General features: G+C 68.1%; 3 protein-coding genes and 1 pseudogene. All 4 read right to left on the bottom strand.

The window, feature by feature from the left end:
• On the bottom strand, nucleotides 1–1,062 hold a 1,062-nt coding region (locus tag F9K34_RS18415), incomplete at its 3' end, for an MFS transporter (RefSeq protein WP_291338556.1).
• Nucleotides 1,063–1,122: 60 nt separating this feature from the next.
• Nucleotides 1,123–2,304, bottom strand: coding sequence for a vWA domain-containing protein (locus F9K34_RS18410; RefSeq protein ID WP_291338555.1), 1,182 nt, complete (start codon nucleotides 2,302–2,304; stop codon nucleotides 1,123–1,125).
• Between the two features lie 5 nt (nucleotides 2,305–2,309).
• Nucleotides 2,310–2,474 (bottom strand): hypothetical protein, encoded by a 165-nt coding sequence (locus F9K34_RS18405; protein ID WP_291338554.1) that lies wholly within the window; start codon nucleotides 2,472–2,474, stop codon nucleotides 2,310–2,312.
• Between the two features lie 28 nt (nucleotides 2,475–2,502).
• Nucleotides 2,503–2,753 (bottom strand): annotated as a pseudogene (locus F9K34_RS18400) (DUF2927 domain-containing protein); the annotation flags it as partial.

Raw genomic sequence — 2,753 nt, 5'->3', positions numbered from 1 at the left:
GCCGAAGGCGAAGCCGAAGAAGATGCCCGCGACCATTCCCACCCGCCCCGGCAGAAGCTCCTGCGCGAAGACCACGATCGCCGGGAAGGCCGAGGCGAGGATGAGCCCGATGATCACCGACAGGACCCCGGTCCAGAAGAGGTCGGCATGGGGGAGCGCCAGTGTGAAGGGCAGGACGCCGAGGATCGAGACCCAGATCACCGTCAGCGCCCCGAACCGGTCGCCGACCGGCCCGCCGAGGATCGTGCCCGCCGCCATCGCGGCGAGGAACAGGAAGAGCATCATCTGCGACTGCTGGGTGGAAAGGTCGAAAGTCTCGATCAGGTAGAAGGTGTAGTAGCTGGCGATCGAGGCGGTGTAGATGTTCTTCGAGAAGGTCAGGAACGCCAGTACGGCGAGCGCCATGGCGATCCGGCCGCGCGGAAGGGGCAGGGTCCTGTCCGCCGCCTTGCGTCCGCGCGCGACCGTCAGCGCGGTGCCGTACCAGCGGCTGACATGGGTCAGGATCAGGATGCCGAGCGCCGCGATAAGGCAGAAGGCCGCGACCGAGGGACGGCCGAGCGGCACGACGATGAAGGCGGCGAGGAGGGGGCCGATGGCGGTGCCGAAGTTGCCGCCGACCTGGAAGAGCGACTGCGCCAGCCCGTAGCGGCCGCCCGACGCCATGCGCGCCACCCGGCTCGCCTCGGGGTGGAACACCGCCGAGCCGACGCCGATGAGCGCCGCGCCGAGAAGCAGGAGCGGGTAGCTGGGCGCGAAGGCCAGGAGGATGAGGCCGCAGAACGTCGATCCCATGCCGACGGGCAGCGATTTCGGCAGCGGCCTGCGGTCGGTGAAGATGCCCACCACCGGCTGAAGGAGCGAGGCCGTGACCTGAAAGCACAGCGTCAGAAGCCCGATCTGCCCGTAGTCGAGCGCGAAATCCTCCTTCAGCATCGGATAGATCGCGGCAAGGAGCGACTGCATGATGTCGTTCAGCATGTGGCAAAGGCCGATCGCCACGAGGATGGCGAAGGCGGTCTGCTGCACGGGCGGGGCCGGCGTCTGGTCGATGGTGGTCATGGCGCGTCCGTCGTCGAATGCCGGAACGCTAGGAGCAGCCCGCGGCGAAGTCCATGCCCCTCAGGTGAGCGCCTTCATCGCCCGGGCGATCCCGTCGAGCGTGAGCGGGAACATCCGGCCCTCGAAGAGGCTCCGGATCATGCCGACCGACTGGGTGTATTGCCAGTGCCGTTCGGGCAGGGGGTTGAGCCAGACGTTCGCGGGCCACTGCGCCCTTGCGCGGGCCAGCCAGACCTCCCCCGCCTCGGGGTTCCAGTGCTCGTTGGCGCCGCCGGGGTGGGCGATCTCGTAGGGCGACATCGCGGCATCGCCGACGAAGATCGCCTTGTAGTCGCCGCCGTAGGTCCTCAGCACCTCGGCCGTGGGCGTCTGCGCGTCCCAGCGGCGGCGGTTGTCGCGCCAGACCCCTTCGTAAAGGCAGTTGTGGAAGTAGTAGTATTCGAGATGCTTGAACTCGGCGCGGGCGGCACTGAACAGCTCCTCCACCACCTTCACATGCGGGTCCATCGAGCCGCCGACGTCGAGGAACAGCAGGACCTTCACCGCGTTGTGCCGCTCGGGCCGCGTCTGCACGTCGAGGTATCCATGCTCGGCCGTCGCCCGGATCGTGCCGGGCAGGTCAAGCTCTTCGGCCGCCCCGGTCCGCGCCCATCGGCGGAGCCGCTTCAGCGCCACCTTGATGTTGCGGGTGCCAAGCTCCACCTGGTCGTCGAGGTTGCGGAACTCGCGCCTGTCCCAGACCTTGACGGCGCGCTGGTGGCGGGACTTCGCCTGGCCGATGCGCACGCCCTCGGGGTTGTAGCCCTCTGCCCCGAAGGGCGAGGTTCCGGCCGTGCCGATCCATTTCGACCCGCCCTGGTGGCGGCCCTTCTGTTCCTCAAGCCGCTTCTTCAGCGTCTCCATCAGCTTGTCGAAGCCGCCGAGTGCCTCGATCTGCGCCTTCTCTTCCTCGCTCAGGTGCTTTTCCAGCATCTTTTCCAGCCAGTCGCGGGGCAGATCGACCGCCTCGATCACCTGTTCGGCGGTGATGCCTTCGAGGCCCTTGAAGCTCTCGGCGAAGGCGCGGTCGAAGCGGTCCAGGTGGCGCTCGTCCTTCACCATCGCGGTGCGGGCGAAGTAGTAGAATCCGTCGACGTCATAGGTGACGAGGCCGGCGGCCATGCCTTCGAGAAACCCGAGATACTCCCGCAATGTCACCGGCACGCCGGTTTTGCGGAGGGTCTCGAAGAAGCGCAGGAACATCGCGGTCAGGTCATGCGGTGGTAGAGGATCGTGGCGAAGAGCCCGAGGATCGCGAAGAGGATCGCGTGGGCGAGCGCATACTGCATCTTGTCGGCGCGGTTGCCGCCCCGGCGCGCGGCACGGACCCAGCCGAGGACGGCGCCGATCAGGATGGCGGGAATCAGGATCACTCGGGGCCTCGTTCGGTTCGCTGGCGGTTCATCGGCGGTTCACCGGCGAAAGCGCCGCGATATTGGCGAAGCGCGCCCTCACCTCCGTCTCCGAGGCAAAGCCATAGCGCGCATAGGCGAGGCTGTCGATCCGCACCGCCCGGGCCTCGGAAGCGCGGCCGACGAGGTCGAGTGCCGCCGAGCGCACCATCAGGAGGCTCGCCAGCAGCGCTGCGTTCTCGGCCCGCGCAGCGAGGGGCGCCGCCCGCGCGGTCAGGTCGAGCGCGGTCCGGGCATCGC

Origin of the sequence: Albidovulum sp. (assembly GCF_008933605.1) — a bacterium.
Lineage (GTDB): Bacteria > Pseudomonadota > Alphaproteobacteria > Rhodobacterales > Rhodobacteraceae > Albidovulum.
The sequence above is the reverse complement of the archived record's forward strand: the minus strand, read 5'-3'. Positions and strand labels throughout refer to the sequence as shown.

Bases quoted from the DNA above. Each gene is read 5' to 3' on its own strand.
- F9K34_RS18410 (WP_291338555.1), bottom strand. From the start codon at position 2,304: ATGTTCCTGCGCTTCTTCGAGACCCTCCGCAAAACCGGCGTGCCGGTG.